General features: G+C 60.9%; 20 protein-coding genes and 1 tRNA gene. 10 read left to right on the top strand and 11 right to left on the bottom strand.

Annotated features, from left to right (window positions below):
* The first annotated feature begins 26 nt into the window (after positions 1-26).
* From ACPWMG_RS07035 to ACPWMG_RS07025, 3 genes are read left to right on the top strand one after another with little or no spacing between them, the layout of a single operon-like run.
* Positions 27-878: a SirB1 family protein gene (locus ACPWMG_RS07035; protein ID WP_483303937.1), complete on the top strand. Its 852-nt coding sequence runs from the start codon at positions 27-29 to the stop codon at positions 876-878.
* A 5-nt stretch (positions 879-883) separates the two neighbouring features.
* Positions 884-1,432 carry a TRAP transporter small permease subunit gene (locus ACPWMG_RS07030; RefSeq protein ID WP_483303936.1) on the top strand — a complete coding sequence of 183 codons (549 nt, stop codon included), beginning with the start codon at positions 884-886 and terminating at the stop codon, positions 1,430-1,432.
* Positions 1,432-2,868, top strand: a complete 1,437-nt coding sequence (locus ACPWMG_RS07025) for a TRAP transporter large permease subunit (protein ID WP_483305199.1) — start codon at positions 1,432-1,434, stop codon at positions 2,866-2,868. The genes ACPWMG_RS07030 and ACPWMG_RS07025 overlap by 1 nt, the downstream gene beginning before the upstream one ends.
* Before the next feature lie 28 nt (positions 2,869-2,896).
* Here ACPWMG_RS07025 and hemW read toward each other — a convergent pair whose 3' ends face one another.
* The 5 genes from hemW to ACPWMG_RS07000 all read right to left on the bottom strand — a co-directional run bounded on the left by hemW (position 2,897) and on the right by ACPWMG_RS07000 (position 7,608).
* Positions 2,897-4,159, bottom strand: a complete 1,263-nt coding sequence (gene hemW, locus ACPWMG_RS07020) for a radical SAM family heme chaperone HemW (RefSeq protein ID WP_483303935.1) — start codon at positions 4,157-4,159, stop codon at positions 2,897-2,899.
* 107 nt (positions 4,160-4,266) lie between these two features.
* A complete protein-coding gene (rdgB, locus tag ACPWMG_RS07015) occupies positions 4,267-4,872 on the bottom strand; it encodes an RdgB/HAM1 family non-canonical purine NTP pyrophosphatase (protein WP_483305198.1) in 606 nt (201 codons plus the stop codon).
* A gap of 37 nt (positions 4,873-4,909) precedes the next feature.
* On the bottom strand, positions 4,910-5,638 hold the full coding sequence (rph, locus tag ACPWMG_RS07010; protein ID WP_483303934.1) for a ribonuclease PH: 729 nt from the start codon (positions 5,636-5,638) through the stop codon (positions 4,910-4,912).
* A 57-nt stretch (positions 5,639-5,695) separates the two neighbouring features.
* Positions 5,696-6,601 (bottom strand): PP2C family protein-serine/threonine phosphatase, encoded by a 906-nt coding sequence (locus ACPWMG_RS07005; protein WP_483303933.1) that lies wholly within the window; start codon positions 6,599-6,601, stop codon positions 5,696-5,698.
* A complete protein-coding gene (locus ACPWMG_RS07000; protein ID WP_483303932.1) occupies positions 6,598-7,608 on the bottom strand; it encodes a serine/threonine protein kinase in 1,011 nt (336 codons plus the stop codon). The genes ACPWMG_RS07005 and ACPWMG_RS07000 overlap by 4 nt, the downstream gene beginning before the upstream one ends.
* Positions 7,609-7,686: 78 nt before the next feature.
* On the opposite strand from ACPWMG_RS07000, the gene ACPWMG_RS06995 reads away from it, so the two are divergent.
* The 4 genes from ACPWMG_RS06995 to ACPWMG_RS06980 all read left to right on the top strand — a co-directional run bounded on the left by ACPWMG_RS06995 (position 7,687) and on the right by ACPWMG_RS06980 (position 11,924).
* On the top strand, positions 7,687-8,604 hold the full coding sequence (locus ACPWMG_RS06995) for a YicC/YloC family endoribonuclease (RefSeq protein WP_483303931.1): 918 nt from the start codon (positions 7,687-7,689) through the stop codon (positions 8,602-8,604).
* Between the two features lie 79 nt (positions 8,605-8,683).
* Positions 8,684-9,304, top strand: a complete 621-nt coding sequence (gmk, locus tag ACPWMG_RS06990; protein WP_483303930.1) for a guanylate kinase — start codon at positions 8,684-8,686, stop codon at positions 9,302-9,304.
* Between the two features lie 17 nt (positions 9,305-9,321).
* On the top strand, positions 9,322-9,525 hold the full coding sequence (gene rpoZ, locus ACPWMG_RS06985; RefSeq protein ID WP_483303929.1) for a DNA-directed RNA polymerase subunit omega: 204 nt from the start codon (positions 9,322-9,324) through the stop codon (positions 9,523-9,525).
* 116 nt (positions 9,526-9,641) lie between these two features.
* The gene (locus ACPWMG_RS06980) at positions 9,642-11,924 is read left to right on the top strand and encodes a RelA/SpoT family protein (RefSeq protein WP_483303928.1); all 2,283 of its coding nucleotides are present in this window, start codon (positions 9,642-9,644) and stop codon (positions 11,922-11,924) included.
* A gap of 11 nt (positions 11,925-11,935) precedes the next feature.
* On the opposite strand, the gene greB is transcribed toward ACPWMG_RS06980, so the two are convergent.
* The gene (greB, locus tag ACPWMG_RS06975) at positions 11,936-12,502 is read right to left on the bottom strand and encodes a transcription elongation factor GreB (RefSeq protein WP_483305197.1); all 567 of its coding nucleotides are present in this window, start codon (positions 12,500-12,502) and stop codon (positions 11,936-11,938) included.
* A gap of 471 nt (positions 12,503-12,973) precedes the next feature.
* Between greB and ACPWMG_RS06970 the strand changes: the two genes are divergently transcribed.
* Together ACPWMG_RS06970 and ACPWMG_RS06965 are read left to right on the top strand one after the other, a co-directional pair.
* Positions 12,974-14,608, top strand: coding sequence for a mechanosensitive ion channel family protein (locus ACPWMG_RS06970; protein ID WP_483303927.1), 1,635 nt, complete (start codon positions 12,974-12,976; stop codon positions 14,606-14,608).
* A 186-nt stretch (positions 14,609-14,794) separates the two neighbouring features.
* Entirely contained in the window at positions 14,795-14,983 is a 189-nt protein-coding gene (locus ACPWMG_RS06965; protein WP_483303926.1) for a hypothetical protein, read from the top strand.
* Positions 14,984-15,178: 195 nt separating this feature from the next.
* Here the strand turns inward: ACPWMG_RS06965 and ACPWMG_RS06960 are convergent.
* From ACPWMG_RS06960 to ACPWMG_RS06940, 5 genes are all read right to left on the bottom strand, one after another.
* Positions 15,179-15,255, bottom strand: a tRNA-Arg gene (locus tag ACPWMG_RS06960).
* A gap of 85 nt (positions 15,256-15,340) precedes the next feature.
* Positions 15,341-16,117: a ferredoxin--NADP reductase gene (locus tag ACPWMG_RS06955; RefSeq protein WP_483303925.1), complete on the bottom strand. Its 777-nt coding sequence runs from the start codon at positions 16,115-16,117 to the stop codon at positions 15,341-15,343.
* Between the two features lie 212 nt (positions 16,118-16,329).
* Positions 16,330-18,141, bottom strand: a complete 1,812-nt coding sequence (locus ACPWMG_RS06950; protein ID WP_483303924.1) for an O-antigen ligase family protein — start codon at positions 18,139-18,141, stop codon at positions 16,330-16,332.
* A gap of 185 nt (positions 18,142-18,326) precedes the next feature.
* Positions 18,327-19,571: a pyridoxal-dependent decarboxylase, exosortase A system-associated gene (locus ACPWMG_RS06945; protein ID WP_483303923.1), complete on the bottom strand. Its 1,245-nt coding sequence runs from the start codon at positions 19,569-19,571 to the stop codon at positions 18,327-18,329.
* 37 nt (positions 19,572-19,608) lie between these two features.
* Complete coding sequence (locus tag ACPWMG_RS06940) at positions 19,609-21,219, bottom strand: acyl-CoA ligase (AMP-forming), exosortase A system-associated (RefSeq protein ID WP_483303922.1); 1,611 nt, start codon at positions 21,217-21,219, stop codon at positions 19,609-19,611.
* Between the two features lie 117 nt (positions 21,220-21,336).
* Here ACPWMG_RS06940 and ACPWMG_RS06935 point away from each other — a divergent pair, with 117 nt between their 5' ends.
* Positions 21,337-21,588 (top strand): acyl carrier protein, encoded by a 252-nt coding sequence (locus tag ACPWMG_RS06935; protein ID WP_483303921.1) that lies wholly within the window; start codon positions 21,337-21,339, stop codon positions 21,586-21,588.
* Positions 21,589-21,627 lie beyond the last annotated feature (39 nt).

Genomic DNA, 21,627 nt, shown 5'->3' with positions numbered 1-21,627 from the left:
GGTACAGTGTTTGCAGAGTTGCCGTTATGCCCCTGAGCTTTGAAGCCCCCACACCGCTGGAATACTTCTCGTCGCTGGTCGAGAGTGACACGTCTTTCCCCCTGCTAGAGGCCGCCGCCTGCCTGGCGCAAGACGAGTACCCCGAGCTGGACGTCCAGCAAGTGCTGGGCGACGTGGATCAACTCCACGCCCGCCTGAAGCGCCGCCTGCCGGCCGACGCACCACCGCTGCAACGCCTGCGCGGGCTGAACCAGTTCTTCTACCGCGACCTCGGCTTTGGTGGCAACGCCAACGACTACTACGACCCCGACAACAGCTACCTGAATGCGGTGCTGCGCACCCGGCGCGGCATTCCCATTTCACTGGCCATTCTGTGGCTGGAATTGGCCCAAGGCATTGGCCTGAACGCCCGCGGTGTGAGCTTTCCCGGCCACTTCATGCTGAAGGTCAACCTGCCCAAAGGCCAGGTGGTGATGGACCCGCTGAGCGGCCAGTCCCTCAGCCGCGAAGACCTCATGGAACGCCTGGACCCCTTCCGCCGCCGCAATGGTTTGGTCGACGACTTCGAGGTGCCGCTGGGCTTGTACCTGCAGTCCGCCCCGTCGCGCGACATCCTGGCGCGCATGCTGCGTAACCTCAAAGAAATTTTCACCGCGCAACGCGATTGGCCGCGCCTGGTCGCCGTGCTGGAGCGCCTTGTGGTGCTGTTGCCCGGCGCCTGGGACGAAGTGCGGGACCGTGGCTTGGCGCATGCCGAAGCCGGCCACACCCAGTTGGCCGTGGCCGACCTTGAAACCTACCTGCAGTTGGGTGAAGACATTCTGGACGGCACCGCCATCCATGAGCGCCTGAGCGACCTGCGCCGGGCGAAAAACTAGGCCCCATGCCTGAACAGCGCACGCCGTCGCCCCAGACGCTGCGCGATCTGCGTGATCCACGTTTGCGGCGCGCACTGCAGTCGCTGGACCGAGGCCTCACCCGCTGCACCCAAGCTGCAAGTCTTTTGGTCATTCCGCTGGCACTACTGCTGTGCGCCCAATGGCCGCTGCGCGACGGCCTGCACGCCTTTTCCAGCCAGGCAAACGACCTGGCCCAACTGGTGTTTGGCCTCTACGTCAGCATCGCCATGGCCTACGCCACACGCACACACAGCCATTTGACGCCCGACGTCCTCGCGCGCCGCTACCCCGCCAAACTGCGTGCATGGTTGCTGCGTGCCGTCACGTTGGTGATCGTCGTGCCCTGGTCGGGCTTCATCGTCTACGCGGCGTGCCCGATGGTCTGGCTTTCTTTGCAGCAGTGGGAACGCTTTCCAGACACCTTCAACCCAGGCTATTGCATCCTCAAACTGTGCGTGCTGCTGCTGGCACTGTTGACCCTGTTGCAGGCCCTGCTGGATCTGCTTCGCCCCACGGCGGACCACCCCGCTTGATGGGCAGCGTCGGGCTTTGGATGCTGCTGGCCACGGCCCTGGTGATGGCCACCAGTGGCCTGCCCGCATGGATGGTGCTGGTGGGCACCGCCACGCTGTTTGCCAGCGGCGGCTTGGCGCTGGGTGCCTTGGATCCGTCGTTGTTCTTCGTGCTGCCACTGCGCGTGATGGGGCTGTTGGAGCACGATTTGCTGCAGGCCCTGCCGCTTTACGTGTTGGTTGGTGCGATGATGAACCGGCTTCCGCTCATGGACATCTTGATGCGCGTGGCGCAACACCTGTTGCGCCGCAGCCCCGCCGCGCCTTATCTCGCGGGCATGGGGCTCGGCGCCCTGTTGGCACCGATGAACGGCTCGGTGGGCGCCAGTGTCTCCATGCTGGCACGCGCGGTGGGGCAGCGGCTGGACCACCCCGATCGCGCGCCGGAAAGCAATGCGGCCCTGGTGTGCGCCGCCAGCACACTGGGCGTGGTGGTGCCACCCTCACTGGTGCTGATCCTGTTGGGCGACGCCATGATGCGCGCGCACACCGAAGCCGTGAACACCACCGGCCAAGCCGTGCGCGTGGTCAACACCCAGGACATCTTTCATGGCGCGCTGCTGCCGGCCGCTGCCATGTTGTTGCTGTTCTTGCTCGTAACCTGGTGGCGCCACCGCGCCCCGATATCGGCCAACCAAACGATTGCGTTAGCCCCCACCACGCCGTCACCCAGCCGGTCGGACTGGGCCATCGCGACAGGCAGCGTCTTATGCATCTTGGCGTTGCTGACATCCGTCACGCTAGGGCTGTTGTACGCCGTGGAAGGCGCTGCCACTGGCTGCCTCGCGCTGCTGCTTTTTGGCCTGGCCAGCCGCAGCCTCACGCCTTCGGTGGGCCGCGCCATCCTGCACGATGCACTTGCCACCACCGGCGCCCTGTTTGCCTTGCTGGTGGCCGCCAGCAGCTACACGCTGGTGCTGCGCGCCTGGGGCACAGACGCATGGATGAGCCACTTCTTGCAAACCCTGCCCGGCGGCGGCGCGGTGGCGCTGGCCACGGTGATGCTGACCTTGATCTTGAGCGCCTTTATTCTGGATGCGCTGGAGATCATCTTCGTCATCATCCCCATCGCCATGCCCCCGCTGCTGGTGCTCGTGCCCAACGCCACCTGGGTAGCGGTGTTGGCGCTGCTGGTGTTGCAGTTGGGCTTTTTGTTGCCACCGTTTGGTTATGCGCTGCTGATGGTGGGCAGCGTGTTCCCGCGCAAACTATCGGTTCGTGCACTGGCGCGTGCCCTGCTGCCTTATCTGCTGGTGCAAGCCTTCGTATTGGGCGCGGTGTGGGCCTGGCCGCAGCTCGTGTGGCAGCCCGAAACCAATACCAGCGCCAACCTGTCTGAAGACGAAATACAGCAACTCATGGAACAGCAACGGCTGGACAACGCCGAGAGCGAATAGTCTCTCGTGTTGGACTTCAGCGTTGCGCTTAGGCCAGGAAGAGTTCCTGCAAGTCGCTCAAGAAATCGAACCCGCGCTCGGTAGGCCGCACGCGCGCAAAGTCGCGCGTGATCAAGCCGCGCTTCTCAGCCTCGGCCAAACCCTTTTGGATGGAGGTAATGGGCAGGCCGGTGCGCTGGGAGAACTGCGTCAGCTCGAACCCTTCGCGCAGGCGCAGCGCGTTGAGCATGTACTCGAACGGCAGGTCGGCGCGTGGCACTTCTTCCTCTTGCGTGACGGCGTTGCCCTGCAGCGCCTTCTCCATGTAAAGGCCGGGCTCGCGGTACCGCACCTGGCGGATCACGCGATGCGGAAAGCTGATCTTGCCGTGCGCGCCCGCGCCAATGCCGATGTAGTCGCCAAACTGCCAGTAGTTGGTGTTGTGGAAACAGCCATGCCCCGGCAGCGCATAGGCCGACACCTCGTAACGCGCCATGCCCTTGGCGCCGGTGCTCGCGGTGATCATGTCGAGCATGGTGTAGGCGATGTCGTCCTCTGGCAGGCGCGGCGGAAACTTGGAGAAGTAGGTGTTCGGCTCGATCGTCAGTTGGTAGATGGAAATGTGCGGCGGGCGCAGCGCCAACGCGGTGTCGATGTCTTGCTGCAGCTCTTCCAGCGTTTGACCGGGCAAGGCGTACATCAGGTCGAGGTTGAAGGTCTCGAACGACTGCGCAGCCTCTTCCACCGCCGCTAGCGCCTGGTCGCGGTTGTGCACGCGGCCGAGCGCCTTCAAGTGTGCATCGTTGAACGACTGCACGCCCACCGACAAACGCGTGACGCCCGCGCCACGGTAGGCGCGGAAGCGGTCTTTCTCGAACGTGCCGGGGTTGGCTTCGAGCGTGATTTCGCAGTCGGCTTCGAGCTTCAGACGCGCGCGGATGGCGCTGATGAGCTGGTCGATGGCCGCGGGCGAAAACAGGCTGGGCGTGCCGCCGCCGATGAAGATGCTGTGCACCGTGCGACCCCAGGTCATGGGCAAAGTGGCTTCCAGGTCGGCGATCAGCGCGTCGATGTAGCGCTGCTCCGGAATACCACCATCGGCTTGGGGAGCTTCAGGCTCTGCTGAGCCAGGGCGATGCAGTTGGATGGTTTTCTCACCCGCCCCACGCCACTCGTGCGAGTTGAAGTCGCAATAGGGGCACTTCTTCAGGCACCAGGGCAGGTGCACATAAAGCGACAGCGGCGGCAGCGAGGGCAGCTGCAGCAGGCCGGGGCGAAGAAAGTACTGGACGTCGTTGGAAACGTGGGACATAGGGGTCGAAACGGCTAGCCGCGTCAGGTCAATGCCGCGGCTTGGCTGGAAAAATCAGGGGATGGGTGAGATTGTCCGAGTTTTCGACTCGCCCGGAGACCGTAAGGCTAAAACCAACGATCCCGCATCAAGGCCAGCATGTCGCGCGCGGCGCGGCCACGGTGGCTGTTAGCGTTTTTCACCTCGGGGGTGAGCTGCGCAAAGGTCTTGCCAAACTCGGGCAGAAACATCACCGGGTCAAAACCAAAACCGCCGTCGCCCACGGGCTCTTGCGTGATCTGGCCGACCACGCGGCCCACGGCGATCAGCGGCTCGGGGTCTTGCGGCGAGCGCACGGCGACCAGGGTGCTGACCAGCGCGGCGCGGCGGTTGCCCTCGCCCTTCAGTTGCTCCAGCAGCGCGCGCACGTTGTTGGCGTCGCCCTTGGGGTAGCCAAACTGCGTGGCGTAATAGGCCGTGTCCACGCCCGGCAGGCCACCAAAGGCGTCGACACACAGGCCGGCATCGTCGGCCAAGGCGGGCAGGCCGCTGTGCTCGGCGGCGTGGCGGGCTTTGGTCAACGCGTTTTCGACGAAGGTGCGGAAAGGCTCGTCGGCCTCGGAAATACCGAGGGTCGATTGGGCGACCAATTCAACGCCCAGCGGGGCGAACAAGGCTTGCAGTTCAAACAACTTGCCGGGGTTGTTGGATGCCAGAACGATCTTGGACAAAATAGGGCTCCTAGGCTTTATGGACGAGCGAAAGCCGCTCTTATTTCGCGAGCGCTTCGCGCTGCAGCGTGATCAACTCGCCAATGCCTTTTTCGGCCAGTTCCAGCAGCGCGTTCATCTCGGCACGGCTGAACGCCACACCTTCGGCCGTGCCTTGTACTTCCACGAAGTGGCCGGCACCGGTCATCACCACGTTCATGTCGGTGTCGCAGGTCGAGTCTTCGGTGTATTCCAAATCAAGCAGCGGCGTGCCTTCGAGCAGGCCCACCGAGATGGCGGCCACCGCGCTGGTGATCGGGCTTTCTTTGAGCTTGCCACTCGCCAGCAGCTTTTGCACCGCGTCTTGCGCGGCGACAAACGCGCCGGTGATGCTGGCCGTGCGTGTGCCGCCGTCGGCCTGCAACACGTCGCAGTCGAGATGGATAGTGCGCTCGCCAAGCTTCTTCAGGTCGAACACGGCGCGCATCGAGCGGCCAATAAGGCGCTGGATTTCTTGCGTGCGGCCGCTTTGTTTACCGCGCGCGGCTTCGCGGTCGCTGCGGGTGTGGGTGGCGCGGGGCAACATGCCGTATTCGGCCGTCACCCAGCCTTCGCCGCTGCCCTTTTTGTGGCCGGGCACTTTTTCTTCCACTGATGCAGTGCACAGCACTTTGGTGTTGCCAAACTCGATCAACACTGAGCCTTCGGCGTGGATGGTGAACGCGCGGGTGATGCGCACGGGGCGCAGTTGGTTGGCGGCGCGGCCACCGTTACGGACAAATTGGGTCATGGTGTTCCAAACACTTTGGGTTGTCGATACGGGGCCTGAACACCAGGCCCCGGCGTATCAAATCTTGCGCGCTGCCGTGCGCTTGATGGCGGCGTTGATTTCGGCAATCGAGCGCTCGATGGCGGCGTCGTCGAGTTCGTCGCCAGCCGTGTCGAGCTCGTGCATTTCCACGGTCGAGGCAAACTCGCCCTCGCCTATCGAATCTGGCGAAATGCCTTGGGTCGAGTCGAACGGATCAGGCGTTTCCCACTCGAGCGCGATGGCGGTGACGTTGTCGCTGGTGGGGCCGCCGTTGCGCAGCGCCATCTCCACCAGCTCAGGCACGGCCTGCGAGACCGGACCCGAGGCCACCAGCCGCACGATTTCGGCGTCCGACAAATTGCCCCACACGCCGTCTGAGCACAGCAACAGGCGGTCGCCCATCTTCAGCTTGACGGGGCCGGTGGATTCAAACGTGGGCTTGCTGGGCGAGCCCAGGCAGGTAAACAACACGTGGCGGCTTGCGCCCTCGGGCGCCACATGGCCGTGGGCCGCGCCCTGCTCCAGATAAGAGTGGTCAAGCGTGCGCACAAACAGCGCACCGTCGCGCACCAGGTACAGGCGCGAATCGCCGCAGTGCACCCAACTGGCGGTGTTGCCCTGCAGCACCGCCGCCACCAGCGTGGTGCGCGGCGTGTCGAGCATGCCGCGTTCGCCAGCGTAGCGCAGCAGGCGGTGGTGGGCCGCCAGCAGGGCGTCGCTCAAAAACTCGCCAGGGCGCGAGATCAGCGGCTTGGCGCGTTGTTGGTAATGGTGGGTGACGGTTTGCACCGCCAGTTGCGAGGCCACTTCGCCTTCGGGGTGGCCGCCCATGCCGTCGGCCAGCACAAACAAACCCGAGCCGCGCGTGTAGCAGTAGCCCATGCGGTCTTCGTTCTTGACACGGCCACCTTTGCGGCTGACCTGAAACACCGAGAACTTCACTTGGTCTTCGAGCCCAGGCTGGTGGTGATGTCTCGGACGTTTTTCTTGGTGTCAGACACCAGCGTGTCGAACTGCAGGCGGATTTTTTCGCCCACCGACAGCTTGGTATAGCGGCGCTCGCCTTCGCGGCTGAGTTCTTTTTGCAGCGCAAAAACCGACTGCGGGCGCGAGAGGGGGTCGACCGACATGCACCACTCCACCACCTCGATCAGGTTGTCGGAGTACACGCCACGCAGCCGCGTCAGCGCGAGCGTCAAGCGGTCTTTTTCCAGCCGCTGCGGCGCCTCGTTGGGCGGATAGCCCTGCATGCAGGCGTAAACGCAGGCGCCGATGGCGTAGATATCCGTCCAGGGGCCCATGGTGGCGTCGCGCCGGTACATCTCGGGCGCGGCAAAACCGGGCGTGTACATCGGGCGGATGAAGTTGCCTTCCTTGTTCAGCACTTCGCGCGCGGCGCCAAAGTCGATGAGCACGGCCTTGTTGTCGTCGGTGATGAAGATGTTGGCGGGCTTGATGTCCAGGTGCAGCATCTTGTGCTGGTGCACGATGCGCAAGCCACGCAAGATCTCGTCGAACAACGAGCGGATGGTCGACTCGCGGAACACCTTTTGTTTGCGCAGGTCGCGCGAGGTGATGATGAAGTCCTGCAGGGTCGCACCCTCCAGGTAGTTCATCACCATGTAAACGGTTTCGTTCTCGCGGAAGAAGTTCAGCACGCTGACCACCGAGGGGTGGGAGATTTGCGCCAGCGAACGGCCTTCTTCAAAGAAGCTTTTCAGCCCCAGGCGGTACAGCGAAAGTTTTTCAGATGGCACCTGCGGCAACAGCTCCCCGACGGCGCGCGTGGCGAGCGAGGTGGGCAGGTATTCTTTGATGGCGACCTGCTGGCCTTCCATGTCGAGCGCGAGGTACACCACGCCGAAACCGCCCGATGAAAGGCGGCGAACGATGCGATAACCTCCAATGACAGTGCCGGGCGGCAACGTGGCCGGTTTGATCTTTGACATATTTTCGGATGGGGGATCGCAACGCTGGCTGAACCCGCTATTCTTGCGGCCAACCATAACCATCTAACAGACCAACAAATGCCAGTTTACAGCATGACTGGCTATGCCAGTGCCCAGCACAGCACAGCCACAACCGGTTCCGAATCCGAAGCCAAGAGCGCCCCGGTAAGGCGCCTGGGGCTTGAAATCCGCGCCGTCAACAGCCGCTTCCTCGACCTGACTTTCCGCCTGCCCGACGAGTTGCGCAGCAAAGAACCCGCCCTGCGCGAATTGCTCACCGCCAAGCTCAAGCGCGGCAAGGTGGAGGTGCGTGCCGCGTTCGAGCAAAACGGCTCATCCGAGCTGCCCACGCCGTCGCCGCGCTTGATGCAGCAGCTCAATTCGCTGCAAGATTCCGTACGCGCCTGGCTGCCGTCTGCTGCGCCATTGAGTGTGGCGGAAGTGCTACGCCTGTCGGCCGTGGAGCAGGCGCCCACCGCCGATTTGGGCGAAGCCATCGTGCCGCTGGCCGAAAAGGCCCTGAAAGAATTACTAGCTTCGCGCCAACGCGAAGGCACACGCCTGGCCACCATGCTCAAAGGCCACGTGGCGCAACTGCGCGCTCTGGCCGCACAAGCGCAGCCGCTGATTCCGCAATTGGTCGAGCAGCAACGCCAACGCTTTGTCGAACGCTGGACAGAAGCCATGGCCCTGACCGACGGCGCCACCCTGCCCGAAGCCGCGCAAGAGCGCGCTTTGAGTGAGGCCACCGCGTTCGCCATCCGCATCGACGTGGCCGAAGAACTGACGCGTCTTGACTCGCATCTGGAAGAAATCCAGCGCCTGATCGACAAGGGCGGCGAGATCGGCAAACGGCTCGACTTCCTCATCCAGGAACTGCACCGCGAGGCCAACACCATGGGCTCCAAGTCGGCAGCGCTGGAGCTGACGCGCATTTCGGTCGACATGAAGGTGCTGATCGAGCAACTGCGCGAGCAGGTGCAAAACATCGAGTAAGCCACGCCATTTCGGTCAAAGGTAGAATGTCGCTACTTTATTGATAGCACATTCTGCCCCCCTATAGGGCCCCAACACCATGGACTACCCCGGAAATTTGATCGTCGTTGCAGCACCCAGCGGTGCTGGCAAGTCGAGCCTGGTCAAAGCCCTGCTGGAGCTGGACTCGAAAATCCAGCCCTCCGTCTCGCACACCACGCGCGCACCGCGTGGGCAGGAAAAGCATGGCCGCGAATACTTCTTCGCTTCGCGCGAAGAATTTGACAGCATGGTCGCCGCAGAGGCTTTTCTCGAATGGGCCGAGGTGCACAACCACCGCTACGGCACCTCGCGCAAAGCGATTGAAGACCGCATCGCCCAAGGCGCCGATGTCATTCTGGAAATCGACTTCCAGGGCGCCATCCAGGTCAAGTCGATCTTCGCCAACGCGGTGCTGATTTTCATCTTGCCGCCGAGTTGGGAAGAACTGCGCTCGCGCCTGGAACGGCGTGGCGAAGACACCCCTGAAGTGATCGAGCTGCGGCTGAAAAACGCCTCGGTGGAGATGGCGCAGGCCTCGAAGTTCGACTTCGTTATAATCAACGAGTTATTTGACAAGGCCGTTTTCGATCTGAAAGCGATTGTTCACGCCCAACGGCTCAAGTTCCTGGCCCAGCGCCGAGCCAGGAGTGACACTTTCAAATCCCTGAACATCATTTAGTTTTCCGGAGAAATTCCATGGCACGTATTACCGTCGAAGATTGCCTCGTGCAAATCCCGAACCGTTTCCAACTGGTGTTGGCGGCCACTTACCGTGCCCGTATGCTGAGCCAAGGCCACGCCCCCAAGATCGAAAGCAAGAACAAGCCTTTGGTCACCGCGCTGCGTGAAGTGGCTGCCGGCAAGGTGGGCCTGGAAATGCTGAAGAAGGTTCCGACCTGATCGCTTTCCGCGTCACCGTGTGAGCACTGTTCACACCGCCCCACAAAAAGCACCGCCCAGCGGTGCTTTTTTTGTGTGCAAAACACTCTGGGCTATCCCCGCGCTATATTCAGGTCATGAGTGACGGATCCGTTCCCGTAGTCGCAGGCCTTTCCAAGCCGCCTGCAAAAAAAAGCCGCACGGTGGTAAGCCCTGCTGCGGCTAACGCTGCGGCTGCCAGTTTTGCGGCCTTGATGGCCAACTTGGATTACCTGGACGCCAGCAGCGTCGAGCAAGTCCGCCAAGCCTATCGTTTTGCCGATGAGGCGCACCTGGGCCAGCTACGCAACAGCGGTGAGCCCTACATCACCCACCCGATTGCGGTTGCCGCCCAATGTGCGAGCTGGAAGCTCGACGCCCAAGCCTTGATGGCCGCGCTGCTGCACGACGCCATGGAAGACTGCGGCATCACCAAGCCCGAGTTGATCGAGCGTTTTGGGGCGCCGGTCGCCGAGATGGTGGACGGGCTCACCAAGCTCGACAAACTACAGTTCACCACGCGCGAAGAAAACCAGGCCGAGTCGTTTCGCAAGATGCTGCTGGCCATGGCGCGCGACGTCCGCGTCATCTTGGTCAAGCTGGCCGACCGCACGCACAACATGCGCACGCTGGGCGACACCCCGCGTGAAAAGTGGGCCCGCATCTCGCGCGAAACGCTGGACATCTACGCCCCCATTGCCCACCGACTGGGCTTGAACCAAACCTACCGCGAACTGCAAGACCTGTCGTTCCGCCACCTGATGCCATGGCGCTACAACGTACTGTCCAAGGCCGTGGCCAAAGCGCGCAGCCGACGGCGCGATCTGGTGCAAAAGGTACAGCAGGAGGTGGAGGCCACCTTTGCCAACTTCGGCATGATGATGCGCATGGCCGGGCGCGAAAAAACGCTCTACTCCATCTACCAAAAGATGGACGACAAACACCTGAGCTTTGCCCAGGTGACCGACATCTACGGTTTTCGCGTCATCGTCTCCAGCATCACCGATTGCTACACCGCGCTGGGCCTGCTGCACCAGTTGTACAAGCCGGTACCGGGCAAGTTCAAAGACCACATTGCCATTGCCAAGCTCAACGGCTACCAGTCGCTGCACACCACGCTGGTGGGCCCGTCTGGCGTGAACGTCGAATTCCAAATGCGCACCGAGGCCATGCACGTGGTCGCGGAGTCCGGCGTGGCCGCACACTGGCTCTACAAGGTGAACGAGGCCGATACCGCCACGGCCGACCGCTTGGGCACCAAGTGGCTGCAGTCGCTGCTCGATATCCAGGACGAAACCCGCGACGCGGCTGAGTTCTGGGATCACGTCAAAGTGGACTTGTTCCCCGACGCCGTCTACGTGTTCACGCCCAAAAGTCAAATCATGGCCATGCCGCGTGGCGCCACGGTGGTCGACTTTGCCTACGCCATCCACAGCAATGTGGGCGACCGCACGGTGGCTGCCAAGATCAATGGCGAACAGGTGCCGCTGCGCACAGAGCTGAAGAACGGCGACATCATTGAAGTGATCACTGCGCCGGTGTCCACGCCTAACCCGGCCTGGCTGTCGTTTGTGCGCACGGGCCGCGCGCGCTCCAAGATTCGCCACCATTTGAAGACGCTGGCGCTGTCCGACTCGGAAAGCTTGGGCGAAAAGCTGTTGTCACAAGCTTTGCGCGCCGAAGGCATTGCCAACCTGCCAGATGGCCCCGACACCAGCCCCGAGTACCAGTCGTTGTGGGAACGCCTGCTGCGCTTCACCGGCAACCGCAACCGCGCTGAATTGCTGACCGACATCAGCCTGGGCAAACGCATTGCGAGCATCGTCGCCAAGCGCATCGCGGTGCTGCTGACCGAAACGGGCGAGAAACCCAACGCGCTGCTGCTGAGCACTGAGCGCTTCACGGCGCACGAATCGGTGTCGCAAGGTGCCGTGATGATCGACGGCAGCGAGAACACCTCGGTGCAATTTGCGCGCTGCTGCCGCCCTATTCCCGGCGACGACATCGTCGGTTATCTGGGTCGCGGCGAAGGCCTCGTGGTGCACACCGCCCAGTGCGGCGTGGCGCGGCGCTTGCAGCACAAGGATGCCGAGCGCTTCATTGCGGTCGATTGGTCGGATGAACCCGTGCGCACGTTTGAGACCGGCATCATCACCACCGTGACCAACGGGCGTGGTGTGCTGGCCCAAGTGGCAGCGGCGCTGGCTTCAGCCGAGGTCGACATCACGCATGTCGACATGGGGCAAGACGAAGGCCAGGACGCCAACGACCTGCGCCTGGTGATTGCGGTGCAAGACCGCACACAGCTTGAAAATGCCCTGCGGCACCTGCGCCGCACACCACATGTGTTAAAGGCCATTCGCGCCGTACCTTCGGCGTAAGCAGCTATTTTTTACGTAGCATTGATGGGGGCTGGATAAGAAACCTCCAGCACCTCAATGTCCTGCACGCCCTGCGGCGACTGCAGGCGTACCACGTCACCCTCGCGCGCTTTGAGCAGCGCCCGCGCCACGGGCGATACCCAACTCACCTGCCCTTGCAGGTTATCGGCCTCGTCCACGCCCTGGATCGTCACTGTTCGCTCCACGCCTGCCGCATCGGCGTAGGTCACGGTGGCGCCAAAAAACACTTGGTCGTTGCCATGGTGCACGGCGGGATCTACCACCTCGGCAATCTCTAGGCGCTTGGTCAGGAAGCGGATACGCCGGTCAATCTCGCGCAGGCGCTTTTTACCGTAAAGGTAGTCGCCGTTTTCTGAGCGGTCGCCGTTACTGGCAGCCCAGTGCACACTCTCCACGATCTTCGGGCGCTCGTTGTCGATCAGGTCCAGCAGCTCGGTGCGCAACCGTGCGTAGCCGTGGGTGGTGATGTAGTTCTTGCCGCCAGCGGGCAATGCAGGTTGGCCGATGTCTTCGTCGTCATCGGCACCGTCGGTCTCGCGGGTAAAGGCCTTGCTCATGCCATATTGTCGACCAATCGACATACGCGCGAAAAGACGCGGAGAAGAAGGCAACCGCATACGCGGCGAATGGTCAACGTAACCCCCTGCAGCACCAAGGGGCAGGCCAAACGCTCGCTTGGCGCAGCGGCGCCACCACAACATATGCACGCCCCGTAGCACCGGCATAGGGCGAGAGGTGCATTCTCATTTCAGTATGTGTATTTCATTTTGGAATGTCAACGTAAGGCGCACAAACCTCGCCCCTCGACTCCGATCTCATCACCGTCGTTTTCAACCCACGGTATGGCCCCGTACCGTAGTCACGTGAACGTCTTCGGTGTCACACTCCGAGACGACTGCAAGCCGCTTGGCCAACCTCGTCAAACACTCCCACCAGGAGGATTTCGGCCCATGAAGTTCCAAATCGTGACAGGCAGATTTATCAGGCTGTTGATGTTGTGCAGTGCACTGGCATTGTCAGCAAACACCGTGTCTGCTACAGAAGCAGGCACGGCACTAACGCAGCAGACAACCCCATCCAGCGGCGCTACACCTCAAGTTTCGCCACATCCCGAAGCCAAGCTGATGCTGGCCAATCGCCAAGTGGCTGTGTTCAGGGCGCCATTCCTCGGGATTTCACCGACCGAGCGCGCACGGCGCACCGAACGCATTCTGGCGGCGCGGCTGGAGCTTGGCGGCCCCAACGCCATCACCGTCAAAAACGAACCACAGGGCAATGCCATCCTGCTGGATGGCGCCTTGATCATGGTGCTGCTGCCCGACGATGCCGATCAACTCGCAGGGCAAACACTGGACATGCTCACGCAATCCACTGTCACGGCGCTCTCGCACGCCATCGCGGAAACCAGCGAAGGCCGTGACCGCGGCCGCCTGTTGCAAAGTCTGGGTGCGGTGGCCATTGCCACGGTATTGCTGGCTGTTGTGCTGTGGGCGATTTTGCGCGCCAGGCGCTGGGTGATACGCCGCGTGGCACGTGTGGTGACGCGGGCCGCTGAAAACGTCAAGGTTGCTGGCGCACCATTGGTGCACTCCACCCGCATGCTGGAATTCTCGGCCCGCTTCGTCGGCGCGGTGTCATGGGCCCTGTTTGCGGTGGTGGCATATGAATGGCTAAGCTATGCCCTCACACGCTTTCCCTACACCCGCGCGTGGGGCGAGCAGTTGGATGGCTTTCTGCTCGGCATCGTGCTGCGCATCGGCAACGGCATTCTGACGTCGCTGCCAGACCTGGTCATTGCCATCATCATCCTCGCGATGGCGCGTGCGCTCATCGGTGCGCTGAAGCCGATTTTTGACCGCGTGGAAACTGGACGCACCGAAAGCAGTTGGCTTGAGAGCGACATGGTCGGCCCGACACGCCGCCTTGCGTCCATTGGCATCTGGCTGTTTGCAGTGGTGATGGCCTACCCCTATCTGCCTGGCGCAGACAGCGAGGCCTTCAAGGGTGTTTCTGTGCTCGTGGGGCTGATGCTGACTCTGGGCGGCTCCAGCCTCATTGGCCAAGCCGCCAGCGGGTTGATCCTGATGTATTCACGCACCTTGCGCGTGGGCGAATACGTGCGCATTGGCGACCAAGAGGGCACGGTGCACGAGCTGGGCTCGTTCACGACCAAGATTCGTACCGGCTTGGGTGAAGAGGTGTCAGTGCCAAATTCGCTGGTGCTGGGCAGCGTGACGAAAAACTACTCACGCGCGGTGCAAGGCAAGGGTTATATCGTCGACACCGTGGTCACCATCGGCTATGACACACCCTGGCGGCAAGTTGAAGCCATGTTGATCGAAGCGGCGAATCGCACGCCGGGCATCTTGGCCAACCCGAAACCCCGTGTGGTGCAAACGGCGTTGTCCGACTTCTACATCGAGTACCGCCTGATGGGCCAAGCCATTCCTAGCGAACCGAGGCCGCGCGCTGAAGTGTTGAACGCGCTGCATGGCTGCATTGTGGATGTGTTCAACGAGAACGGCGTGCAAATCATGTCGCCTCATTACCTGGGCGACCCGGCGCAAGAAAAGCTGGTGCCACGTAGCGGCTGGTACGCCGCGCCCGCACGACAGCCCGAGATTGATGCCAACGCCCCGCCTTCTCCTCTCAACAGAACGTAGCCCCCTTCTCTCGAGGGTTTCACAACACGCACGGAGGTAACCGTGTGTTCAATTGCCGCGAGAACGACACCAACGCTTACGCCTCGCATGGTTTGGACACGCTTCGGGAGATTTATGTTTACCGTGCCACGTTAATGTGCAACTACGTTTGATTCAAACGTGCATGCCATTTTCAAGGAGTAAACCATGGGCTTGTTGAACGAAATTATTGGCGCCGTTGTGGCCGTAGAAGGCGCGGAAAAGCTGGATCCCAATGCGTCGCTCCTCACCAAGGGGATTGCTGCTGTTGCGGGATTTGAAGGCGTCAAGGCTGTGACTGAGCACATGGATAAAAAAGACGCTGAAGAAGGGACTCAGCCAAACCAACCTGCTTGAAACAGATGTGGACAGGGACTGCTCGCGCAGTCCCGATGGAGGAAACTTCTTATTGAGGCTCTTTTTGAAAGCCGCACGTCATTCAAAGGATGCTGTGATGGCTGAATAGCAAACGCAAACCAAACGCTGAGACGAGAGAAAGCGATGGCACAAACGAAAAAGTCCTAGAACATTTCTGTTCTAGGACTACTCGTTTGGTGCGGCTGGCAGGAATTGAACCCACGACCCCTTGGTTCGTAGCCAAGTACTCTATCCAACTGAGCTACAGCCGCTGAAGCCACTATTCTACATCGATTTTTCCAGTTTTGTCTAGTCCCCCAAACTTTTCTGAAAAAAACCTGCGAAACATCCTTGCGCTTACTTCTCGGCGAACGCGCGTTCGACCACGAAGTCGCCAGGCGTAGAGGTGTTGCCTTCCTTGAAGCCACGCGCTTCGAGCATGTGCTTCAGGTCGACCAACATGCCAGGGCTGCCGCAGAGCATGACACGGTCGTCGGCCGGATTGAACTCAGGCAACTGCAAATCGGTGAAGAGTTTTCCGTTGTCCAGCAACTCGGTGATGCGGCCCATGTTGCGGTAAGGCTCGCGCGTCACGGTGGGGTAGTAGCGCAGCTTGCTGGACACCAACTCGCCCAAGATCTCGTGCGCAGGCAAATGCTCGGTCAGCATGTCGTGGTACGCCAGTTCTTCCACTTGGCGCACGCCGTGCACCACGATCACTTGTTCAAAGCGTTCGTAGGTTTCAGGGTCGCGCACGATGCTGAGAAAAGGCGCCAGACCCGTGCCGGTAGACAGCAGGTACAGGTGTTTGCCGGGCAGCAGGTAGTCGGTCACCAGCGTGCCGGTGGGCTTGCGGCCGACGATGATGGGGTCGCCCACCTTGATGTGCTGCAGGCGCGAGGTCAACGGGCCGTCAGGCACCTTGATGCTCAAGAACTCCAAATGATCTTCGTAGTTGGCGCTGGCGATGCTGTAGGCCCGCAGCAGGGGCTTACCGTTGTCGCCCATCAACCCGATCATGGTGAAGTGACCATTGCTAAAACGCAGCGAGGGATCTCGCGTGGTAGTGAAGGTAAACAACCGGTCCGTCCAGTGGTGCACGCTCAGCACACGTTCTTCGTTGAATGCGCTCATGTTTTTTCAGACAGTAAAGTAGTAAAAATCGCCGCCATTATTTCACATGAGCTTAGTGTTATCCCGGTTGAGAAGCGTTTCACCTCGTCTGCATCAGGGCCTACAGGCCTTCGGCCATCACGTCAGTAAACATTTAGTTGAGATCAAAAGTTGCCCTGTGCGCTTCCCCAATATGCGTAGACCGCTATGAAATTTGCAGTTCTTGCGCTGACCTAGTCGGTGGAACGCGCACCCGTCGATATTTGCAAAGCCATGAAGGCTTGCCAGAACAGCAGAAAGGCCACGCGCGGCACATCCATCACGCTGCTGACCAAGCCGACGATCAGCACGCCTGCGAGCGACGCCGCCACATAAGGCGCCAGTGGATTCCTGCGCGCACGCCCCAACACCAAATGCCACATCGCCGTAGCCGCTAATGCCGCAGTCAACAAAAAGCCTAGCCACCCGCGCTCGATCAGCAGTTCCAAGTAAAGGTTGTCGATGTGCCAAGGAATGAAATAGGTTTGTGCCGAAGGAAACCAATGCGCCAGGTTTTGCTTGAAGTCGGTGTTCTGCAACCATTGCCGGTTGTCGCGCAGGTTCAGTAATTCGATTTTGCTCAGTTGCAGTTGCTCGCCGGGGCCAAATACCAACAACGCAAACATCCCCAGCCGAGGCGCATAGGGCGGGCCACCCTTCTGCACGCGCCCCTGAAGCGGCACGGTGATGGTTTGCCAAACTTGGTTTTCTTTGGGCTTCAAACGCACATAGATGCCCTGGCAGCCGCCGTTGTAGAGCAAATGGCGTTCGCAAGCCTGCAGATAAACATTGACGGGGTCGACCACCCGAACCGTCATGCGTGCACGATAGCGTTGGCCCGGTTCGATGGTGATGCGTTGCGTCAAGGCAAAGAAACCATGCAGATCGGGGTTGGACTGCGGCCCCGAAAGAGTGACCTGCGGCTGCAAACTGCCATCCGGCCCCGCAGCCTCTTGCCATCGCACCTGTCCTGAAAGCTCCCCCTCTTCATAAGCCTCGGAGTACAACGCGGGCAGACGGCCAAGGCCCTTGCCCAGGAGGCGATCTTCAGGCGTGCTCAACAAGTCGAGGCCGCGCTGCCAGTGCTCCATCCGGCTGCCGAAGTCTCTGTCGGTAGCAGCCATGCGGTCGGCCATGTAAGTGCCCCCATTCAGAACGCCCACCACCTCCAGCACCAGTACCGCGGCCAGAATCACACCGGCGCGTGCACGCCAAGTTTTCAGATGCAGGCGATGCCAGAAACGTTGCGACAACTCTCGGGCATCTATCCCCTTGCGCTGCAGCCACAACAGCCCACCCAACCACACCAGCGGCACAGCCACTGAGATGTAAACGCCACGCGCAAACGTCGTCAGGCAGGCGTAGGTAGCACCAGCCGCCAATAAGGCAGCCAGCGCCCACTGCCAGGGCCGTTTGGCCGCGCGCAAAGACCAGACGACGTAGGGCGCGGCCAGAGCCAAATAGGCATCTATGGCGGCGCCACCCACATGCATCTCCCAGAACCATGCGGTCGTACGGTACTTGCTGGTGAAATTCACCAGGCCCGGAAATGCCAGCCGCTCCCACAGCACCGCAAAAGTCACTAGCGTCATGCCAATCGCCATGCCCAGGGCATAACGCGACAAAGCTGCACGCGGTGAGTGCCGCAAGGTGTCGCGCAGCAATGGCACAGCCAGCGTAGCCCAGAACAAACTCTTGAACACGCGCAAGCTGTTCATCGGCTGCATATAGTCCTGAAACAAACTGGGCAAAGCCGCTGGCGCTGCCGTCCAACCGCGCGCCAAAGCCCACACACCGGCAGCCAAAGCTGCCAGCGGCAAAGCCACCCATGCGTTGGTCCGCCACGACAGCGCAGCACTTTCAGACGGGATTGGCGCAGACCACAGCGCCAGAAGCAACCGACCATATCCGCCAGCCAGCACCGCCAGCATCAGCAGATCAAATTCGTCGAAGGTGAGCCAGCCGCTCCAGGGGGAAAAGTTCAGCACCGGCAAACAGGCCGGCACCAAAAACATCCACAGGCCAGGCCGCCAAAGTGCAGCCAGAGCGACCAAACCAAACGCCACCAGCGCTAGCGCCGGAAGTAAGGGATGCGCAGCGGCGAGACTTAGGCCCGCGCCAACACAAGCAATCGTTAACAGTGCCGCGAAAAGGCGCCCGGTGTGAATGCCAAGCAACGCAGCCGCCAGACTTAGACCAGCACCTCGACGCAGGCCGGATGCCCCAGAAAGCCGTGTGGGCTGGCACTGGCGCCGTAAGCACCAGACTGGAAAATCACGACCAAATCGCCCTCTTGCGCCACGGCAAGATCCATGCGGTCTGCCAGCAAATCGAGCGGAGTGCACAGTGGTCCCACCACCGAAGCACTTTCGCGCAACGTGCTTTCGGCTTGTGTGCCCACGATGACGGGATAGTTCTTGCGCACCACCTGGCCGAAGTTGCCCGAGGCGGAAAGGTGATGGTGCAAGCCACCATCAGTCACCAAAAAAACCTGGCCACGAGAAACCTTGCGGTCCACCACGCGCGCCACGTAAACGCCGGCCTCGCCCACCAAGTAGCGCCCAAGTTCGATCACAAACTCAGCGCCCGGCAGTTCGGTTTTGGCTTGCTCGGCCAGTGCCGCAAGGTTTTCGCCAATTGACTGCAATTCCAGGCGCTGCTCGCCTGGAAAGTAAGGAATACCAAAGCCGCCGCCCAAGTTCAAGAACCGAACTGGCGATGGTGCATAGGCCGCCAAGCGCGCTGCCAGCGCATACGACTTTTGCTGGGCCTCACAAATCGATTCAGGGCGCAGGTTCTGCGAACCAGCAAAAAGATGGAAACCTTCAAATGCCAGGCCAGCCTTGCCGATAGCAGCCAACACCTCGGGCATCGCCTCCACATCCACACCAAACTGCTTCGGGCCACCACCCATCTTCATGCCGGAGCCTTTGAGCTCGAAGTCGGGGTTCACACGCACGGCAACGCGGGCAGGCAAGCCCAATTCAGCAGATATCTTTTCCAACAAGGCCACTTCACGCATGGACTCGAGGTTGACCAACACGCGCGCGCCTACGGCTTGGCGCAACTCGGCTTCTCGTTTGCCGGGGCCGGCAAAACTCACCTCGCGCGGATCGGCGCCAGCATCCAGTGCCACCTTCAACTCGCCTGCAGACGCCACATCAATACCATCAACCAACCCCGCCATCAGCCCCACCACGGCAGGCATGGGATTGGCCTTCATCGCATAGTGCAGCTTCACGCTCGATGGCAACGCTGCGCGCAGCTCGGCCACACGCGCGCGCAGCAGGCCACGGTCGTAGGCATAGAACGGTGTCTGGCCTACGCGGGCCGCCAAAATCGACAGCTTTTCACCGCCGACAACCAGTTCACCATCGCGGATCGGAAATTGCGGCAGCGGAGCGTGGACGGGCGTGATGCGAACGGGTGCGGTCATGTTGTTTGAATCGTTGAAATCGTGCTGAGGGCTTGCTTCAACTGGCTTGACGCTCAAGCCAGTTGGTCGACAAAAGTTTGCGGTCGATCTTGCCATTTGGGTTGCGTGGCAAAGGGCCATCCACCACCTCGACACCGGCCGGCACCATGTAGGCCGGCATGCGGCTGCGGCACTGGGCCAACAGCGCTGTCACGTCGAGGCTTCCGCCCTCTGGTGCAGTGGCAATGATCTGCACGGCCTGGCCCCACGAAGGATGGTCGACACCAAAGGCAACGCACTCCCCCACCAGCTTCGTGGCGTACAACACCTCTTCCACCTCGGTGGGGCTGATGCGGTAGCCAGACGACTTGATCATCTCGTCGCGGCGGCCGATGAAGTACAAGAAGCCTTCAGCATCTTGCTTGACGGTGTCGCCAGAAAACACGGCATATTCGGGTAACTGTAGGCCGGTGTTACGCCCGGGCGCATCAGGCGCCAGCAGCTTGTAACGTTCAGCCGTTTTCTCGGCATCATTCCAGTAGCCCATACCCACGAGCGCGCCGCGATGCACCAATTCACCTGGCTCATCGGGTGCACAGGGCGAGCCGTCTTCACGCAGCACCAGGATTTCGGCGTTGGGTATCGCTTTGCCGATCGAGTCGGGGCGACGATCCACCTCTTCAGGAGGCAAGTAGGTGGAGCGGAAAGCTTCAGTCAGGCCGTACATCAAAAACGGCTGTGCGGCGGGCGCCCGCTCGCGCAACAACGTCAAGGTCTCACGTGGCATGCGCCCGCCCGTGTTGGCAAAGTAACGCAAGTTTTCGCTGATGGCGACAGGCCATTCCAATTGCGTGAGCTGGATGTAGAGCGGTGGCACAGCGGTGAGGCCAGTGACCTTTTCTTTTTCCATCGCCTTGAGCACGTCGCGCGGCATCAAGTAGTTGAGCAATACAACGCGTGCGCCGGAGTGGAAAGCGGTCGTAAGTTGGCTGAAGCCAGCATCAAACGACAACGGCAGCGCAGCCAAAAGTGTGTCGCCAGCGTGGTTGCGCAGATATGACGCAACGCTTTTGGCACCAGCCACCATGTTGCGGTGCGACAGCACCACGCCCTTGGGCTTACCGGTGCTGCCGGACGTGTACAGGATGGCCGTCATGTCGACGTCGATGACGCGGTGGCCTTGCAAGGCTGGGCCAGACAAAAAAGCGTTCCACCCATGGACCACTTGCCCTGTGCTGACTGGCGCCGCACCAGTTGCGGAAGACGAGGCTTCGGTGAGGACAACATGCTTCAAATCCGTGCAAGCCGGCAACACTTCTGCAAGCATGCCAAGTCGCTCTGGCGAGGTCAGCAACACTTGGACGTTGCAGTCACGCAAAATAAAGGCTACTTGGTCAGGCTTGAGTAAGGGGTTCAGCGGCACAAACACCAGCCCTGCTGCAGGCGCGCCAAAACTGGCCACCACCGTCTCCACCCGTTTATCCAGATAGATGGCCACCCGCGTTCCGCGCGCCAGCTTCAGTCCCATCAGACCAGAAGCAAACCGAGATACAAGAGATGCCAACTCTTCGTAGCTGGTGGTCGTACCAGCGAAACTGAGAGCTGCACCTTGAGGCGTGCGTTGCGCTGCCGTGTAAATAAGTTCTGGCAGGAGCGTAGATTCGGTCATATCACGTCACGTCCAAGACGGAAAATCAATATTTATGCCAAAAGTATCGCACAGGCATTTCACTCAACATGCCTAAAATGTACGGTTTGTATACGCAAACCATAAAGGGATCAATCAATGGACGTCGCGCAGGAAGTCATCCGTGTTTTGGACGAGGTTCTCAGCCTGAATGGCCGCTCGGCATCATTCAATCGTGAAACCCCTCTGCTTGGCGCTATCCCTGAATTGGATTCAATGGCCGTGGTGTCGCTGATCACGGGCTTGGAGGACCATTTTGGTTTTGCCATCGATGACGACGATATTGACGGCAGCACATTCGAAACCGTCGGCACCCTGATCGATTTTGTCGCTGCCAAGGCAGCCGCTTAATTTAAATTAAATCCAAATTAAGCTAGCCACATCATTCAC

Source organism: Hydrophilobacter chitinilyticus (genome assembly GCF_049860745.1).
Taxonomy (GTDB): Bacteria; Pseudomonadota; Gammaproteobacteria; order Burkholderiales; family Burkholderiaceae_C; genus Rhodoferax_B.
The sequence above is the reverse complement of the archived record's forward strand: the minus strand, read 5'-3'. Positions and strand labels throughout refer to the sequence as shown.

Coding starts and splice junctions, on each gene's coding strand:
- rpoZ (WP_483303929.1), top strand. CDS start 9,322: ATGGCACGTATTACCGTCGAAGATTGCCTCGTGCAAATCCCGAACCGT.
- ACPWMG_RS06955 (WP_483303925.1), bottom strand. CDS start 16,117: ATGAGCGCATTCAACGAAGAACGTGTGCTGAGCGTGCACCACTGGACG.
- ACPWMG_RS06965 (WP_483303926.1), top strand. CDS start 14,795: ATGGGCTTGTTGAACGAAATTATTGGCGCCGTTGTGGCCGTAGAAGGC.
- ACPWMG_RS06935 (WP_483303921.1), top strand. CDS start 21,337: ATGGACGTCGCGCAGGAAGTCATCCGTGTTTTGGACGAGGTTCTCAGC.
- ACPWMG_RS06995 (WP_483303931.1), top strand. CDS start 7,687: ATGCCAGTTTACAGCATGACTGGCTATGCCAGTGCCCAGCACAGCACA.
- ACPWMG_RS06940 (WP_483303922.1), bottom strand. CDS start 21,219: ATGACCGAATCTACGCTCCTGCCAGAACTTATTTACACGGCAGCGCAA.
- hemW (WP_483303935.1), bottom strand. CDS start 4,159: ATGTCCCACGTTTCCAACGACGTCCAGTACTTTCTTCGCCCCGGCCTG.
- ACPWMG_RS07035 (WP_483303937.1), top strand. CDS start 27: ATGCCCCTGAGCTTTGAAGCCCCCACACCGCTGGAATACTTCTCGTCG.
- ACPWMG_RS07030 (WP_483303936.1), top strand. CDS start 884: ATGCCTGAACAGCGCACGCCGTCGCCCCAGACGCTGCGCGATCTGCGT.
- ACPWMG_RS06945 (WP_483303923.1), bottom strand. CDS start 19,571: ATGACCGCACCCGTTCGCATCACGCCCGTCCACGCTCCGCTGCCGCAA.
- ACPWMG_RS07025 (WP_483305199.1), top strand. CDS start 1,432: ATGGGCAGCGTCGGGCTTTGGATGCTGCTGGCCACGGCCCTGGTGATG.
- greB (WP_483305197.1), bottom strand. CDS start 12,502: ATGAGCAAGGCCTTTACCCGCGAGACCGACGGTGCCGATGACGACGAA.
- ACPWMG_RS06980 (WP_483303928.1), top strand. CDS start 9,642: ATGAGTGACGGATCCGTTCCCGTAGTCGCAGGCCTTTCCAAGCCGCCT.
- gmk (WP_483303930.1), top strand. CDS start 8,684: ATGGACTACCCCGGAAATTTGATCGTCGTTGCAGCACCCAGCGGTGCT.
- ACPWMG_RS07000 (WP_483303932.1), bottom strand. CDS start 7,608: ATGTCAAAGATCAAACCGGCCACGTTGCCGCCCGGCACTGTCATTGGA.
- rph (WP_483303934.1), bottom strand. CDS start 5,638: ATGACCCAATTTGTCCGTAACGGTGGCCGCGCCGCCAACCAACTGCGC.